This is a genomic window from Mycobacterium sp. SA01 (assembly GCF_041287105.1).
Taxonomy (GTDB): domain Bacteria; phylum Actinomycetota; class Actinomycetes; order Mycobacteriales; family Mycobacteriaceae; genus Mycobacterium.
Genome location: NZ_JBGGNO010000016.1, coordinates 399,156 through 414,937, shown reverse-complemented (window position 1 = coordinate 414,937; position 15,782 = coordinate 399,156). Strand labels below are relative to the sequence as shown.

The 15,782-nt window shown below is 67.3% G+C and carries 10 protein-coding genes; 2 read left to right on the top strand and 8 right to left on the bottom strand.

The window, feature by feature from the left end; translation table 11 throughout:
* Positions 1–28: 28 nt before the first annotated feature.
* Genes AB4879_RS09700 through AB4879_RS09680 form a run of 5 tightly spaced genes read right to left on the bottom strand, consistent with a single transcriptional unit; the run spans position 29 to position 4,808 of the window.
* A complete protein-coding gene (locus AB4879_RS09700) occupies positions 29–1,291 on the bottom strand; it encodes a serine/threonine-protein kinase (RefSeq protein WP_370507416.1) in 1,263 nt (420 codons plus the stop codon).
* A 29-nt stretch (positions 1,292–1,320) separates the two neighbouring features.
* Positions 1,321–1,758, bottom strand: a complete 438-nt coding sequence (locus AB4879_RS09695; protein WP_370507415.1) for an RDD family protein — start codon at positions 1,756–1,758, stop codon at positions 1,321–1,323.
* Complete coding sequence (locus tag AB4879_RS09690; RefSeq protein WP_370507414.1) at positions 1,755–2,147, bottom strand: hypothetical protein; 393 nt, start codon at positions 2,145–2,147, stop codon at positions 1,755–1,757. Before AB4879_RS09690 ends, AB4879_RS09695 begins: the two co-directional genes overlap by 4 nt.
* Positions 2,148–2,163: 16 nt before the next feature.
* The gene (locus tag AB4879_RS09685; RefSeq protein WP_370507413.1) at positions 2,164–2,931 is read right to left on the bottom strand and encodes an evbL; all 768 of its coding nucleotides are present in this window, start codon (positions 2,929–2,931) and stop codon (positions 2,164–2,166) included.
* A complete protein-coding gene (locus tag AB4879_RS09680) occupies positions 2,928–4,808 on the bottom strand; it encodes an ArnT family glycosyltransferase (RefSeq protein ID WP_370507412.1) in 1,881 nt (626 codons plus the stop codon). Before AB4879_RS09680 ends, AB4879_RS09685 begins: the two co-directional genes overlap by 4 nt.
* A 151-nt stretch (positions 4,809–4,959) precedes the next feature.
* On the opposite strand from AB4879_RS09680, the gene AB4879_RS09675 reads away from it, so the two are divergent.
* Together AB4879_RS09675 and AB4879_RS09670 are read left to right on the top strand one after the other, a co-directional pair.
* A complete protein-coding gene (locus tag AB4879_RS09675; protein ID WP_370507411.1) occupies positions 4,960–5,271 on the top strand; it encodes an SDR family NAD(P)-dependent oxidoreductase in 312 nt (103 codons plus the stop codon).
* Positions 5,238–6,524, top strand: a complete 1,287-nt coding sequence (locus AB4879_RS09670; RefSeq protein ID WP_370507410.1) for a glycoside hydrolase family 27 protein — start codon at positions 5,238–5,240, stop codon at positions 6,522–6,524. Before AB4879_RS09675 ends, AB4879_RS09670 begins: the two co-directional genes overlap by 34 nt.
* Here the strand turns inward: AB4879_RS09670 and AB4879_RS09665 are convergent.
* The 3 genes from AB4879_RS09665 to pks13 form a co-directional block, all read right to left on the bottom strand.
* Complete coding sequence (locus tag AB4879_RS09665; protein WP_370507409.1) at positions 6,487–8,724, bottom strand: molybdopterin-dependent oxidoreductase; 2,238 nt, start codon at positions 8,722–8,724, stop codon at positions 6,487–6,489. The genes AB4879_RS09670 and AB4879_RS09665 overlap by 38 nt on opposite strands.
* Positions 8,725–8,848: 124 nt before the next feature.
* A complete protein-coding gene (locus AB4879_RS09660) occupies positions 8,849–10,423 on the bottom strand; it encodes an acyl-CoA carboxylase subunit beta (RefSeq protein ID WP_370507408.1) in 1,575 nt (524 codons plus the stop codon).
* Positions 10,423–15,723 carry a polyketide synthase Pks13 gene (gene pks13, locus AB4879_RS09655; protein WP_370507407.1) on the bottom strand — a complete coding sequence of 1,767 codons (5,301 nt, stop codon included), beginning with the start codon at positions 15,721–15,723 and terminating at the stop codon, positions 10,423–10,425. The genes AB4879_RS09660 and pks13 overlap by 1 nt, the downstream gene beginning before the upstream one ends.
* Between the last annotated feature and the right edge of the window lie 59 nt (positions 15,724–15,782).

The window sequence follows — 15,782 nt, the reverse complement described above, 5'->3', positions numbered from 1 at the left end:
CAGCGGGCGATATGGCCGGCCGGCGGCGCTAGCCTGTGCCGCCGGTCGCCAGCTTCTCTGGTTGTAGCGACCACACGGTCGGGTCGGCACCCGCAGTCTCGTGCGCGCAGTAGGCCGGCGCGCCCTTCTCACTGACCGCGGCCGCGCCCAACACAGCGCAGTTCGCGCCGATCACCACGACGGGCAGATCCATCCGACTCGACACAGCAGGCGGTGGGGCCGGGGTGTTCGCAGTTGCAGTGCTGTCCACACCGCGGTGGCCGAACAGTAACGAAACCCCAGCGGCCGCACCGGCAATGATCACCACCGCACCCAGGATCGCCGGGATCAGCAGCCGGCGCCGCGATGAACCGGCCTCCGGCTTGGCGTGGCGACCCGCACCGGACTTCACCGATTCACCGAACGCCGGCGCGGAACTCGTCACGTCGGTCGCGCCGGTCTGCCGTTCCGCGGTACCGATACCCTGCTGCAGCGCCCGCGCGAAGTCGATGCAACGGGTGTAGCGCTTCCCGGCATCCTTGGCCAGCGCCTTGGCGAAAACCGGGCTCAGGCAAGCCAGTTCGGGCCGCTTGGCGCCGATGGCGGGCGGATCTGAGCTCAGATGCTGACTGATCACGATCGCCGGATTGGTGTGCTGGAACGGCGGCATGCCGGTCAACAGGTGGTAGGCCGTCGCCGCCAGCGCATATTGATCGGCGTGGCCGTCGATCAGTTCGCCCTTGAGCTGCTCAGGGGCGGCGTACGCGACGGTTCCGACGGTCATGTTGGTTCCGGTCAGATCACTCGACTGACCCATCCAGCGGGCAATTCCGAAGTCCGCGAGCATAACTCGCTCGTCACCGGTGCCGGGAAGGCCCAGCAGAATGTTGGCGGGTTTCACGTCGCGGTGCAGCAGTCCGCGGCTGTGCGCATAATCGAGTGCTTCAGCGACCCCGTTGATGATCCGCACAACCTCGGCGGGGGGCATCCCGTACGGATAGCGCTCGGCGAGCAGACGGGAGGCATCGGTGCCGTCGATGTACTCCATCGCGATCCACAGCTTGTCGTCGAACTCGCCGCGGTCATAGATCGTGACGATGTGCCGGTTCGACAGCGTGGCCACCATGTCGGCCTCGAGGTTGAACCGCCTGCGGTACTCCTCATCGGAGCTGACCGCGGAACCGAGCACCTTGAGCGCGTCGTGCCGGGGCAGCCGGGGGTGCTGGACGAGGTAAACCTCACCCATGCCCCCGGCCCCCAGTGTCCGCAGGATGGTGTAACCAGCAACAACCTGGCCGTCAGCTAACGGCATTGGGGCATCTTAAGCATCACCGGTGACGATTACCGAACGGGAGCGCCTGGGGCAGGCCGGTCGTACATGACCCGACTGCCCAGCACGACGTCCTGCGCCGACCGCCGCTGCCGGTCGACAGCAACCCACAGCAACCCGACCGGGAACAACACGCAGGCCACCGCTCGCACCACGGCGACAGCAATGCGCATGGGCTTTCCGCGCCGGTCCACCACCCGGACTCCCAGCACGACCATCCCCAGTGTGCGTCCCGACAGCGTCCAGCCCCCGGTCAGGTACGCCACGGACACCGCGAGAGTCACTGTGGTCGAGAAGATCACGTTGGGGGCGGGGAACCGGAACGCCGCCGGGTTGACGATCAACGTCGTCAACGCCAAACCGAGATAGAGGGCGCCCATCGTGACGAGGACGACCACCATGTCGACGAGAGCTGCCAGCCCTCGGGAAACGATGCCGGCGTTGGTCACTGACGTTCCTGGGTGCCCGGCTCCCGGCCCAGCATCCGGTCGACGAAACCGGAAATCATGTCGTCGGCACGTGCCGTCTGGCTGCGCACATCGGTCATCACCTCCGCGGTGACAGTCCCGGTCGACTCACGGATGATCGTGGGCAGGTCCACCCCGTCGATGATCTGGTCGGCCAACCCGATCAAATCGATGCGCGCGATGATCGCGTCGATGTCGACGTCGGTCACGATCGCGTCGATGTCGACATTGTCGCGGACCAGCGCGGTGAGATCGATCTGCTCCAGCACGAGTTCGACGATCCTCGTCACCCCCACGACACCGATCCGGGTCGCTTCCAGCCGGGTCGCCCGTAACGGGTCGCCGATCAGCGGAAGCCGCTCCCAGAACACGAGGGAATCGTAGTGCTCAGGCGCCGACCGGGGCGGGTGCGCTGGCCTTCAACGCCGCCAGGGCGGCCACGCTCAACCGGGCCAGTTCGTCGGCCTCGCCCGCCGTCAGCGCGGATTGGTAGATCTGGGCCATCCGCCGGTTGGTGAGATCTTCGACCTGGTCGTACGCATCTTTCTTGCCCGCCGCGTCGTCGAACGGGGGCTGCCACCCCATGAACGCCGCGTAGTCCGTGCCGTGGTTGAGGATGTGCGCCTCGACGGGGCTCAGCCCGGAGATCGTGAGGGCGTTGAAATGGACGGCGGCACGCAGTTCCCGCAGCACCATCATCACCTGCAGGGCCCGGGCGGGGGCGTCGTCGGCAAGGGGCATGGCCCGCCAGCCCGCATACAGCGGCAGGCCGGGTTCGGGGGCGCCCGCGATGACCTTCTCACCCAGTTCGGCGATGCGGTCCAGCCCCTCGGCCCCGCCCAGGTATGTCCTGCCGAACTCGGCGAGCTGATCCCAGTACAGCCGGCAACTCTCCGACGCTGGGTGCACCGCGACGCCGTTCTCCCAGCACGACCGCGCGAGGTTGGGTTCGAAGACGGCGAACACCGCGGTGACCGTGGTGCCGGTGGCGTCACCGAGGACGCCGCCGCGGCCGGCGAAGTACGCGGCGAACGGGTCCGGATAGCCCGCCGCGAGGCTCTTCTCGAAGGTGTCCGGGTTGAGCATGAACACGCTGATGGCCTCGCCGATGGCCGCCCCGGCGGTCCGGATCGATTCGACGTCGATATCGCTCATTCGCCGGAGTGTACGGAGGTGAGGTCGTACACGGTGTCGGATCCCACCGTCTTGGGCGCGAAGTTGGCCGCCACCCACGCGGTGATGTCGGCGTGCTGGTTACCGCGGCCGGGGCCACCGTGGTTGCCGGGGGCGATGTAGTACCCGATCTGGTGAGCGGCGACGTCGGCCTGGAACTGGGTCAGTGACGGAACCGGATCGCTGCCACCGAATCCACCGATCGCCATCACCGCGGTGTTGGTGGCCAGCTCATAACCGGCGGCCGCCGAGGAGCCGTTCACCGCCGCCGACCACTGTGTATCGGTGGCCTTCAGAAGGTCGTCGAGGGCGACGTTGTCGCCGTCGTCGCCGCCGGGTCGGCCATGACCCCGGTCGGCCCGCGCGGGGCCGACCTGCGCCCCGCCGCCCTCGTGCGACTGGCCGATGGTGGCGAACGTATAGGCGCCCGAACCGGCCGCACCGGCGAGAACGCCGACCGCCAGCGCGGCCGCGGCCACCCGCCGGCGGTCGGCGGCAAGACCGACCAGCAGCGCAGCAGTCGCGACGACGGTCACCGCGAGGATCGCCCAGCGTAGTGCCGGCATCCAGTCCGCGTTGCGACCGAGCAGCCACCAACTCCAGGTGCCGGTCACCAGAATCGTTGCCGCCAAGACCAATCGGCCGAACAGCCGGTCACGCAGCGACCACATCTCCCGACCGCCGATGGCGACCAGCGCGACCACCGCGGGTACCACCGACAAGCAGTAGTACGGGTGGACCATGCCCTTCATGTAGGACAGAACCAGCCCGTCGACCAGCAACCAGCCGCCGAACAACACGGCCCCACCCCGGACCAGATCGGTGCGCGGCGCACGAGCACGTACCGCGAGTACGAACACCAGCCCGAAAAGCGCTGCCGGAAGTAGCCAACCGATCTCGGCACCGAACTCACCGGTGAACAACCTTGTGAGCCCAGGGTTTTGCCGGCCGAAGCCGCCGAACCCGCCGTGCTGGCCGAAGTCGGCCGCTGGGACCGCGCGGTTGCGGCCGAGGATCCGCGCCAGACCGTTATAACCGATCACCAGGTTCATGAAGTTGTTGTCGGTGGATCCGGCCAGATACGGCCGCGCCGCCGCCGGCCACACCAGCGTCAGCGCGACGAACCAGCCGGCCGACACCATGCAGGCGGCGGCCGCCGCCGCCACGTGCAGCAGCCGACGCCGCACCGACGTCGGCGCGACGAGCACGTAGGCCAGCCCGATCGCCGGCGCGACCATCAACCCTTCGAGCATCTTGGCCAGGAACGCGAAACCCAAAGCGGCGCCGGCCAACATCATCCACTTGACGCCGGCACGCTCGAGCGCGCGGACGGTGCAGTAAACACCGAACATCATCAGCAGCACCATCACCGCGTCGGGATTGTTGTAGCGGAACATCAATGCCACCACCGGTGTCAACGCGAATGCCGCCCCGGCCAGCAGACCGGCGCCAGTGCCTGCGATCCGGCGCACCGCACCGTAGAGCAGCGCGACGGCGCCGACCGCCATCAGTGCCTCCGGGACCAGCATGCTCGCGCTGCTGAATCCGAAGATCTGGCCGGACAGACCCATCACCCATTGCGACACCGGCGGCTTGTCCACCGTGATGAAGTTGTGCGGATCTACCGAACCGAACAGCAGCGCTTCCCAGTTCTTCGAACCAGCCTGTGCTGCACCGGCATAGAACCCGTTGCCCATCCCGTTGATAGTGATGTTCCACAGGTAGGTGATGGCCGTGGTGACCAGGAGTGCACCTAGAGCGATTCGGCGCCAGGCGGCGGTCGACAGCGTGAAGCGTCCCGGTGCCGACGGATGTGACGCCGCGCCGGGTGCGCCGGTGATGGACAGGGTTGCGGTCATACTCCCCATCTCGCCAGCCGAACTCCGGTCCAGGCTTTGTGAAGTCTTTGAGCCGGCTATGAACCCGGACCAGTCGCGTGAACAACATTCGCACCGCGAACTCCCAGGCGCGACATAGCCGCCGCTCACGTCCGGACCGTTGAGTGGGGCCATGGCATTTCCAGCGAACCTCACCAAGGACAGTCCGTTCGTTCTGGTCCTCGACGCCGGAACAGACCGGGGATATCGGCTTGCCCGAACACTTCTGGCGGCCGGCAACTGCGTGGTGGCCGTCGACCGCAACGCGGCCGGCTTGGTGCGAATCGGCCACGGCCACAGCAGCGCTCAGCTGTTCCTGATTGCCGCCGACACCACCGATCCGGCGCAGGCCGAACAGGTGATGGCCCGGGCGCACGCGCACTTCGGTGAAGCGGCTCCTACTCTTGCGCTATGCGCCGACTATCGACGATCCTCGGCTGCCTAGTTCTATTGGCTGCCGGTGTCTCGGCCTGTGGTCAGCCGCCCGTCCGGCCGGCTCCGACGGCCCTTACCCCGCCGATGGGCTGGAACTCGTGGAACTCCGGTATCCCGCTGTCCGAGCGGAGCGTCGAGGAGACCGTTGACGCGATGGTGTCCTCCGGGATGCGCGACGCCGGGTACCGCTACGTGAATCTCGATGCGGGCTGGGCGGCCGGCACCCGTGACAGTGCCGGCGACCTGCGCGCCGACCCGGTCCGGTTTCCCGGCGGCATCCCCGCCGTGGCGCAGTACGTCCACGCCCATGGGATGCTGCTGGGCCTGTATGCCAGCCCGAGCTATGAGCTGTGTGGGCTCGGCGCGCCGAATGCCAGCAGGGGCCACGAAGCGGCCGACGCGGCCACATTCGCACGGTGGGGCGTCGACTACCTCAAATACGACTGGTGCAGTACCGACACCGACCGATCGGATCAGATCAAGGCATTCACCGCCATGCGGGATGCGTTGCATCGCAGCCGAAGACAGATCGTGTACAGCATCAACCCGAACACCTCGGTCGACCCGTCCGCCGGGTCGGACTACGACTGGTCGAACATCGCCGACATGTCGCGCACCACGATCGACCTGGTTCCGTTGTGGCACAGTCAGACCGGGACGGCAGGCCCCGTGTTGGGGGTGGTCGAGCAGGTGGACGCCGACATCCCGCTGGCCGCCCGCAGCCGGCCCGGTTATGTCAACGACCCGGACATGTTGGTGGCCGGTATCGGCTGGCCGGACTTTGTCGCAGACCACCAGGGGATGGTCGAGACCTTGGCCGGCGAGCACGGTCCGAGCATGACCCTCGACGAGCAGCGCACCCATATCTCACTGTGGGCGATCATGGCGGCGCCGTTGTTGGCCGGCAACGACATTCGCACCATGTCGTTGCAGACCCGCGACCTACTGACCAATCCCGACATCATCGCGGTCGACCAGGATCGGCTCGTCACGCAGGGCCGCCCCCTCGCCGGGGACCGGCGGATCATGGTCAAGCCGCTGGCCGGTGGCGCGGTGGCGGTCTCGATGACGAACCCGGATTCACAGCCCACATCGATCGTCACCACCGCGGCCGCGGTGGGGCTGCCCAAGACGCCGTGCTACCGGGTTCGCGACCTGTGGACCCACGCCGACAGCGTTACATCGAATCGGCTTGGCGGCGAGGCGATTCCACCGCATGCGACGGTCATGATGCGGGTGCAACCGTCACCGGGATGCCGTTGAGCGCACCATTGCCCGACGGTTCGTCGAGGAACGTCGGCGGCGACAGGATGTTGGTGTTGACCCCGGGTGACCCGTTGGCCACCGACATCCGGGTGCCGGGTTTGCCGTGGCCCCAGCCGTGCGGCATCGACACCACACCTGGCTTGATGGCGTCGGTCACCTCCACCGGCACCTCGATGCGTCCCGCCGAGGACTCAACCGACACCGTCTCGCCTGCGGCGACGCCGCGGCTGGCCGCGTCGTCGGGATGCATCAGCAGGGTGCAGCGATCGCGACCCTTCATCAGGGCCGAAACATTGTGCAGCCACGAGTTGTTCGACCGCAGGTGACGCCGGCTCACCAACACCAGCTCGTCGGGCTCACGCTCCAGACGCCGGCCCAGCCGCGGGATGTCGTCGAGCAGATACTGCGGGGCCAGACGGATCTTCTTGTCTGCGGTGTTGAGTATCTCGGGTACCTGGGACACCATCGGTCCGAAGTTGATCCCGTTGGGCTGCTCCTTGAGTTTCGCCAGGCTCAGCCCGTCCGGGTTCTCGCCGTAGCGGTCACCGAACGGCCCGGTGCGCAGGGTCAGATCCAGAATGCGTTCCGGTCCGCCCTGCGTGTAGTGGCTGCGCACCTCCGCGCCGTCGAGTCCCTGGGTGAAGCACAGGTAGTCGAAGAAGCCGTCGTCGATCGCGGCGACATCGACCTCCTCGGCAGGCACTCCCGCACACAAACCGGTGAGCCGCACCAGGATCTCCCACTCCTCCGGGCGGTCCGGATCCTCGGGGGCGAACACCGGTGCCGAATAGTTGGCGATGCTGTTGATCGCGAACGCCAGGATCAGGTCATCGTGATGCGGCTGCTCCAGCGGCGACAAGCCCGGCAGAATGACGTCGGCGTGGCGGGTGGTTTCGTTGAGCCACAAGTCAACCGCGATCATCGCGTCGAGGCCCGGCAGCAGCTCGTCGAGCCGATGCCCCTGCGGGGTGGACAGCACCGGATTGCCCGCCACCGTGATCAGCGCGCGGATCTGCCCCTCCCCCGGTGTTTCGATCTCCTCCGCCAGACACGACACCGGCACCTGACCGAGTACTTCCTTGGCGCCGCGCACGCGGGTCTGCCAGCGGCCGAACTCGGGTAGCCCACCCTCCAGGCCGGGCTGCGGCTGGGCGGTGACCGTCCACACCGCGGGCCGCGGGAACATGGCACCACCCGGGGTGTCGAAGTGGCCGGTGAGGATGTTGACGACGTCGACCAGCCAGCTGGCCAGACTGCCGAACTCCTGATTGCACAATCCGATTCGCCCGTACGCCACCGCACGTTCGGTGCCCGCCAGCTGGCGGGCGAGGTGTTTGATGCGCTCGGCGTCGATGCCCGTCACCGGGGCCACCCGCTCCGGTGACCAATCGGCCGCGGCCGCCCGCAACGTCTCGACACCGTCGACGTGGTCGGCCAGGCGGCCCATGCGGACCAGGTCCTCGTCGAACAAGGTGTGCACGACGGCCAGCAGCAGTGCGGCGTCGGTGCCCGGGGTGATCGGTAACCATTCGTCGGCCTTCGCCGCGGTCGCGGTGCGGACCGGATCGATGACGATGACGTTGTCGATGCGGCCGAGGATGCCCATCACATCGGGGGCGGCCAGCAGCGAGCCCTGCGAGGCCGCCGGATTCGCGCCCATCACGACCAGCAGGTCGGTGCGTTCGATGTCGGGAACCGGGAATCCCCACCAGTTGCCGTACATCAGATGCGACGACAGGTTCTTCGGCCACTGATCGACGGTGCCCGGTGAGTAGCTGACCGGGATTCCGGACATGCCAAGCAGGACGCCGGTGTAGCGGCCCAGCGAGAACGAGTGCGCCAGCGGATTGCCGGTATAGCAGGTGACCGCGCCGATGCCATGCTCGGCGATCACCGGGGCCAGCAGTTCGGTGCAGCGCCGGAACGCGGCCTCCCAGCTGACCTCCTGCCACTGTTCGTCGACCTTGACCATCGGCTTACGGATCCGGTCGGGATCGTCGTGGATGGCGCCCAGGGACGCACCCTTGGGGCACAGGTGCCCACGGCTCCAGACGTCGTCCTGGTTGCCGCGGATGCTGTCGACGCGCCCGTCGGAGACCTGAATCTCCAAGCCGCACATGGCCTCACACAACGGGCAGGTGTAGAGGTGGCGGCCGTCTTGGCCGATGGCGGCCAGCTCGATCTTCTCGGTGGTCACCGACCCACGGTAAGTCGGCCGAGCTCCCGATCACCGACGTTTCGTCAACTTTGCCATCAGCCGGTGCCGGCCGGGGCGAATTACACAGGTGTGAGTAAACCCTGGGGATAACCCCGGCGGCGGTTTAGATCGGGATCAGACCATGCTTGCGCTGCACGCGGAGGATCTGCTTGTCGCGCAGGATCCGCATGGCGCCGCGCAGCTGCAGACGAGTCTGGTGCGGCTCGATCACCGCGTCGACATAACCGCGCTCGGCAGCCACGTACGGCGTTGCCATGTCGCGGTTGTACCCCTCGATGAACTGACGCCGGATCTCCTGCACCTCAGGAGCCTTGGGGTCGGGGAACCGCTTCACGATCAGCTGGGCCGCACCTTCGGCGCCGATCACGGCGATACGCGCCGTCGGCCACAGAAAGTTGAAGTCAGCCGTCAGCTGCTTGGACCCCATCACCGCGTACGCGCCGCCGTAGGACTTCCGGACGGTGATGGTCACCTTCGGCACGTCGGCCTCCACGACGGAGTAGAGGAACCGGCCGCCGCGCTTGATGATGCCGTTCTTCTCCTGCTCGACGCCGGGCAGGAAGCCGGGGGTGTCGACGACGAAGACCAGCGGGGTGTTGAATGCGTCGCAGAACCGCACGAACCGCGCGGCCTTGTCGGACGCCTCGTTGTCGATAGCGCCGGACATGTGCATCGGCTGGTTGGCGATCACCCCGACCGGGCGGCCGTCGACACGGGCGAAGCCGGTGATGATGGCCTGGCCGGCCTGCGCGGCGACCTCGAGGAAATCCCCGTCGTCGAAGATCCGCAGCAGGATCTCGTGCATGTCGTATGCGGTGTTGTCCGCGTCCGGCACGAGGCTGTCGAGTTCCAGATCGTGCGGAGTGATCTCCGGCTCCAGGCCGGGATTGATCACCGGGGCATCGTCAAACGTGTTGGCGGGCAGGAACTGCAGGTAGTCGCGGACGTAGGTGAAGGCGGCCTTCTCCGAGTCGACGACCTGGTGGATGTTGCCGTACTTGGCCTGGGCGTCGGCACCACCGAGCTCGTCGAGGGTGACATCCTCGCCGGTGACGTCCTTGATGACGTCCGGGCCGGTGACGAACATGTAGCCCTGGTCGCGCACGGCCACGATCAGGTCGGTCTGAATCGGCGAATAGACCGCACCGCCCGCGCACTTACCCAGGATGATCGAGATCTGTGGAACCAGACCGGACAGCAGCTCGTGGCGACGGCCGAGCTCGGCGTACCAGGCCAGCGACGTGGCCAGGTCCTGGATGCGGGCGCCACCGGAGTCGTTGATACCGATGATCGGGCAGCCGACCATCGCCACCCACTCCATCAAGCGGGAAACCTTGCGGCCGAACATCTCTCCCACCGAGCCACCGAACACGGTGTAGTCGTGGCTGAACACACCGACCGGACGGCCGTTGATGGTGCCGTGCCCGGTGACCACCCCGTCGCCGTACAACGCGTTCGGATCGCCGGGCGTGCGGGCCAAGGCGCCGATCTCGAGGAAGCTGCCCGGATCCAACAGCTCATGGATACGCGCCCGCGGGCTGGGGATGCCGCGTTTGTCGCGCTTCGCCGCGACCGCCTCACCGCCCGGTTCCTTGGCGAGCTCCAGCTTTTCGCGGAGTTCGGCGAGCTTTTCGGCAGTTGTGACCGGGTGGTGGGTGGGAGAGCTCTCAGTGGTCACTAGTCCTGCTTCTCCTCGGCGTCGATACGGTTGATCGCTTCGCTCATATGAGCCCCGACCTTGGCGATGTACGGCTCGTCGATCGCCTGGATGTGCTCGCCCCCGATGGGCACGATCTCCAGGTCGTCGACGAATTCGCCCCAGCCGCCGTCAGGTTGGCGGACGGCGTAACGCGGTTCGAACATGATCGCGTCGTCGTGATAGCGGTCCGCCATGTACAGCGTGACGTGTCCGTCGTAGGGCTCGATGTTGGCGGTGTCCAGGGCCCGGTTATCCAGGTAGGACGTCCGCTGATGCTCGATGATCCCGCCGGGGATGTCGACCCCGGCCTCTTTGACCGCGTCCAGGACGAACCGCACCTGACCCTCGTCGTCGAGTTGTTCGAGCTGCTCGTAAGGGATTTCGGGGATCTCGACGTTGAAGGTCCGCGAGGCGAACACGGCGTAGCGGTCCCAGCGGGCCCGGATCTCCTCCTTGGTCTGCGGCACCTCCTCACCGGCGCGCACCGTGTCGATCAACCCGACGAAGCGGACGTCGCAGCCGTTGCGCTTGAGGCCGACCGCGCACGCGTAGGCCAGCGCCCCGCCCAGCGACCAACCGGTGAGGATGTAGGGCCCCTTGCCGGCGATCTCCATCAGCTTGGGCACGTACTCGGCCGCGCGCTCCTCGATCGAGCCCTCGACGCGTTCCAGACCGTAGACCGGGGTGTCCGCGGGCAACCGCTTGAGCAGCGGCTCGTAGACCACCGTCGACCCGCCTGCCGGGTGGAAGACGAACACCGGAGTATGAGTGCTGCCATCTTTCGGCGCGCGCAAGGTACGGACGAACCCGTCGACCACACCGTCTTCGAGCTGGGCCCGAACGATGGTGGCCAGTGCCTCGATCGTCTTGGTGGACTTCACCTCATCGACACTGATCGTGCCTTCGGCGCGCTCGGAGAGCCGGTCGGCCAGCTTGGTGGCGGTCTCATCGCTGACCGCGGGCAGTTCGTTGAAGATGCCGCCCGGTGACTTGCCGGTGACGATCGCCCACGTCGCGAACGTGACGCGCTCGGCGGCGTCCCGCGGCGGCACGTCGGCGCCGAGCGCTTCGGTGACGGCCTCCTGGGTCAAGACCTTTGCCGCCGCTGCGGCAGCGGTGGACTTCGGTCCCGCCGGATCGGTCGGCGGCGGTGGGACATTCGGCTCGGCCTCAGCCTCGGTCGCGATCGGGTGACCGGCCTCGGCGAGCTTGGCCTCGAGTTCGGCGACCGTGCTGGCGCCGCCCATCATCTCGGCCTGCTGGGCGGCGATCTCCTCGGCGGTCTTGCCCTTCTGCGCCTCGGCCAGATCCTCGACCTCGTCGCGGTGCTCGACAGCGTATTCGACGAGCTTCTCGACGGCGTAGAGGTTGGCATCACGTACCGCGGTCAACTGGATCGGCGGCAGGTCGAAGTCGTACTCGACGCGGTTCTTGATCCGAACCGCCATCAGCGAATCCAGACCCAGCTCGATCAGTGGGACCTCCCACGGCAGGTCCTCGGGTTCGTAGCCCATGGCTCCGCCGACGATCGCCGCAAGCCGGTCGTGCACCGTCTCACCCGAATCCGGCGACCACTTGGCGAAGCCGGCAGCCAGGCCGGCTCCCGCGGTCAGGTTGTCCTGCAGGATCTCGGCGTCGTCGTCATCCTCCGGCGCGGCAGCCGCCTCAGCCGGCGTGCTCACCGCGACACCGGTCGCGACCGCGGACGGCAACGCCGACACCGCTCCGCCGCGGGTGACCACGGCGTCGTAGACCAGGGTGAAGGATTCGTCGATGCGCGCATGCACCTGCACCGAAGCGCCACCCGGATGGCGGGTCAGCGTGGTGACCAGCCGGGCTCCGTCCCCAGGCACCGCACGCTGCTCGGAAGCGGTCAGCTTGGCGTCCGGAAGAACCTGTGCCGCAGCAGATTTCACCAGAGCAGCCAGGTCGGTCTGCCCCTTCGGCGAGTACTCCCAGACATGCCGGCCATCGGGGGTGGCCACGTGGTTGCCTGGCATCATCACCGAGCTGTCACCGGTGAACTGTGCGTCCAGCCAATGCGGCTTGCGCTTGAACCGGGTGGGCGGGATCTCGGCGTACTTGGCCGGCGTCGACCCCGAATCAAACAAGGTGCGGAAATCGAGATCGTGGCCGTAGACGTAGAGCTGCGCCATCGCGGCGAGCATCGACTCGACCTCGTCCTGCTTGCGGGCCAGCGTCGCGATCAACTGCCCGTCGTGCAGTCCGGCAGACGCGGTGGTGAGGCCAACCTGCATGAGCGCCACCGGGTTCGGCGCCAGTTCCAGGAACGTGGTGTGGCCGTTGTCGACGGCGTTGCGGATGCCGTGGGTGAAGTAGACGCTGTGCCGCAGTCCCTTCTTCCAGTACTCCACATCGTGGATCGGCTCGCCGCCCGGGCGGATGTAGCTGCCCTCGTGCACCGTCGAGAAGTAACCGGTGTGCAGCGGGCGCGCCTCGATGCCCTGAATCTCGGCGGACAACTCGCCGAGCAACGGGTCCATCTGCTGAGTGTGGCTGGCGCCCTTGGTCTGCAGTTTCCGGGCGAACTTGCCTTCGGATTCCGCGCGGGCGATGATCGCGTCGATCTGGTCCGGCGGGCCGCCGATGACCGTTTGGGTGGGGGCGGCGTAAACGCACACCTCCAGGCCCGGGTAATCGGAGAACACGGTCTTGATCTCGTCGGCCGAGTACTCGACCAGCGCCATCAGCCGGATGTATTCACCGAACAGCATCGCCTCGCCTTCACCCATAAGGTGGGCGCGCGAGCAGATGGTGCGGGTGGCATCGGCCAGCGACAGACCACCGGAGAAGTAGGCGGCGGCCGCCTCACCGAGCGACTGTCCCACCACCGCACCGGGTTTGGCGCCGTGGTGCTTGAGCAGTTCACCGAGTGCGATCTGGATGGCGAAGATCACCGTCTGGACCACTTCGATGGGGTATTCGCAGGTCTCGTTGGTGTAGTCGATCGTGTCGTCGAGGATCAGCTCCACGACCGAGTAGCCACGCTCGTCCTGGATGTGCGCGTCGACCTTGTTGATCCACTCGGCGAACACCGGCTCGCGCAGATACAGGCTCTTACCCATCTTGCGGTGCTGGGCACCGAATCCGGCCAGCACCCACACCGGGCCGTTGGTCACCGGGCCGTCGGCGCTGTACACCAGCGGACTCTGCTTGCCGTCGGCAATCGCGCGCAGACCCTTGATCGCCTCATCGTGGTCGTGGGCCATCACCACAGCCCGTGAACGGCCGTGGTTGCGACGCGACAGCGAACGGCCGATCGACTCCAGCGATGCCGCGCGGCCGGCCGGGCTGTCGATCCAGTCGGCCAGCTCGGCGGCCGCCGCGCGCTTGCGCGAGGTCAGGAAGCCTGAAATAGCCAGCGGCACAACAGGAACAGGCTTCTCCGAAGCTTCCCACTCGGCTCGGGCCGCCTCGATCAGCTCCAGCGCCTCATCGGTCAGACCGGGCAGCTCCGGCTCGTCGTCGTAGGCGACGGCCGATGCGTACTCGTCGGCGACTTCCTCCTCGTCGACGAACTCGCCGTACTCGTCCATCCGGACCCCGCCGACGTAGCCGGCGCCGGCATCGGACCCGGACGTCTCCTCAACCGGTGCGGATTCCGGTTGCGGCTCCGCCAAATCCGCCGGCAGCACCTCGCGCACCACCAGGTGGGCGTTGGCGCCGCCGAAGCCGAATCCGGAGACACCGGCGATCGCATGGCCGCTGTACCGCGGCCAGTCGGTGACCTTGTCGACGACGCGAAGTCGGACGGCGTCGAAATCGATGTACGGGTTGGGGCCCGCGTAGTTGATCGACGGTGGGATCGTGTTGCGGCTCAACGACAATGCCACCTTGGCCAGACTGGCTGCGCCGGCCGCCGACTCCAGGTGACCGAGGTTGGACTTCACCGCGCCCAGCAGGGCGGGCTGGTCGGCGGGTCGGCCCCGGCCGACGACGCGACCGAGCGCGTCGGCCTCCATCGGATCACCGAGGATCGTTCCGGTTCCGTGCGCCTCGATGTAGTCGACGCTGCGCGGGCTGATTCCGGCGTCCTTGTAGGCCTTGCGCAGCACATCGGCCTGCGCGTCCGGGTTCGGGGCGAGCATGCCGTTGGACCGGCCGTCGTGGTTGATCGCGCTGCCTGCGATGACGGCGAGGATCTCGTCCCCGTCGCGGCGGGCGTCGCTGAGGCGCTTGAGCAACAGCATGCCGCCGCCCTCGGAGCGCGAGTAGCCGTTGGCGTCCGACGAGAACGACTTGATTCGGCCGTCCGGCGCGAGCACGCCGCCAACCTCGTCGAATCCGATGGTGACCAGCGGGGTGATCATCGCGTTGACGCCGCCCACCACGGCCACGTCCGCCTCACCGCTGCGCAGCGCCTGCACACCCTGGTGCGCGGCGACCAGCGAACTGGAGCAGGCGGTGTCCAAAGCCATTGAGGGGCCACGGAAGTCGTAGAAGTAGGACACCCGGTTGGCGATGATCGAACTCGTGGTGCCGGTGATCGCGTACGGGTGCGCAGTCGTCGGGTCGGCCACCGCGAGGAACTGGTAGTCGTTGTTCGACGCACCGATGTAGACGGCGACGTTGGTGCCCCGCAGGCTGGATGCGGGGATGCGGGCGTTCTCCAACGCCTCCCAGGTGAGCTCGAGCGCCATCCGCTGCTGCGGGTCGATGTTGTCGGCTTCCATCTTCGACAGCGCAAAGAACTCGGCGTCGAATCCCTTGATGTCGCTGAGGTATCCGCCGCGAGTGGCGGCCTTGGCGACCCGCTCGGCGATGCGCGGTTCGGCCAGGAACTCCGACCAGCGCCCGTCGGGCAGGTCGGTGATCGCATCACGGCCCTCGAGCAGCGCCTGCCACATTTCGCCAGGGGTGTTCATATCGCCGGGGAACCGGGTGGCGACGCCCACGATCGCGATGTCCTCGACATCGGCTGCGCGCGACCAATCCTCGCTGTCGCCGTCGAACTCGACTTCGGGCTCACCCTCGATGATGACCGTGGCGAGCGATTCGATGGTCGGGTGACGGAAGGCCACCGTCGCGGTCAGCGTCACGCCGGTCAGATCCTCGATATCGCTGGCCATCGCGACCGCGTCCCGCGAGGACAGCCCCAACTCCACCATCGGGGTGGACTCGTCGACCGCGTCGGGTGCCTGCCCGGTCGCGTTGGCCACCCAGTTGCGCAGCCATTCGCGCATCTCCGGCACCGTCATGTCGGTGCGGGGCGGCGTGTCCGGGGTGTCGGGCGTTTCGGGCGTGTGTGATTCAGACATGGGGCCTCACCTCGTGCGAAGGGGCGGTCTCCCCTTCATCGGTTGAGTCTTTCCTTCGG